This is a genomic window from Bradyrhizobium sp. NAS80.1 (genome assembly GCF_001908205.1).
Taxonomy (GTDB): Bacteria; Pseudomonadota; Alphaproteobacteria; order Rhizobiales; family Xanthobacteraceae; genus Bradyrhizobium.
Window position 1 is genome coordinate 1 of record NZ_LGHL01000383.1, and the last position, 1,006, is coordinate 1,006.

Consider the following 1,006-nt stretch of genomic DNA (forward strand, 5'->3'; position numbering starts at 1 on the left):
GGCCCACGTCCACCGCCGTCCGGCCCGCGTGTCGTGACGATCGCGATACGCCCCTCCTCCTCGGGCCGGAGTGAGGCGACAGATACGCCATTTCCGAAATTCGGCAAAGCGGAATATATTTGGCGGCGCCAGTTGACCGACGGTTTGGGTGTTTTGCCCGGCGGGCAACGCAAGCCCTTGTAGATGGGGTAACGGGCCGCGATCACGCCGGCGCCGGCATCGCCCATCGCCTGCCGCACGCGATGGCCGTCAGACACCGGAACGAAGACGACGATCTTGCAATGCTTCATCGCGGCCTCCTCGCAGTGCATGCGCAGCCGCGGCTAGTCCTCGCTCGAGGCCGCCGAGCGATTGCGCAGATAGGCCTGCGACAACAGGAAAAATAATGCGCGCTCGCCATGATATTTGGCGGACGGCCGGGTGCGCTCGAAGCCATCGGCAAATATCTTGCCGGACTGGTCGCACACCTGCCATCGCCAGCCAAACCGCTTACGCCTGGTGAGGATCACTTCGAACATGCCGACGGGCTTGGTCCCCTGCTCCTGCCGGTCTTGCAAGGCATACACACCTGCTCCGGCGTCCCCCGCTAGATGGATGCCCGACATATAACCCAAGAGGATGGAAAGAGAATAAAATTGATTATCGGAAATTCGTATCTTGCACCGGCAATCACGATGTCGCGACGCCTCTGGAATAAGGCGCTGCTGCCGGTGTTGGCTCAGGCTTCAAAGCGCAGCCTCGGCGCGCTGACACAGGTATTCAAAGCCGAACACAGAGCGTGAGCATCTGTTCACTTGCACACACAATCGAAGAGGTAACAGGAGATAGCACGATCGTGCGCCAGATGAGAATTATTGTGCCGGACGTGAAGTCCAACGCCTGACCGCATGCGGCATCGCCGCGGAGGCGCTAAAGCGCGATGAGATTGGGATGAATCGTCATCGCGCTTTAGGTTATTGTTTGAGCATGATCTTTTCGGAAAACCGCTTCACACTTTTCCGGATCA

1 protein-coding gene and 1 pseudogene are annotated in these 1,006 nt (G+C 59.0%); both read right to left on the minus strand.

Features of this window, described 5'->3' with window-relative positions:
- Nucleotides 1-290: pseudogene (locus AC629_RS47515) on the minus strand (hypothetical protein); the annotation flags it as partial.
- A gap of 33 nt (nt 291-323) precedes the next feature.
- A complete protein-coding gene (locus AC629_RS47520; RefSeq protein WP_245332202.1) occupies nt 324-566 on the minus strand; it encodes a hypothetical protein in 243 nt (80 codons plus the stop codon).
- Between the last annotated feature and the right edge of the window lie 440 nt (nt 567-1,006).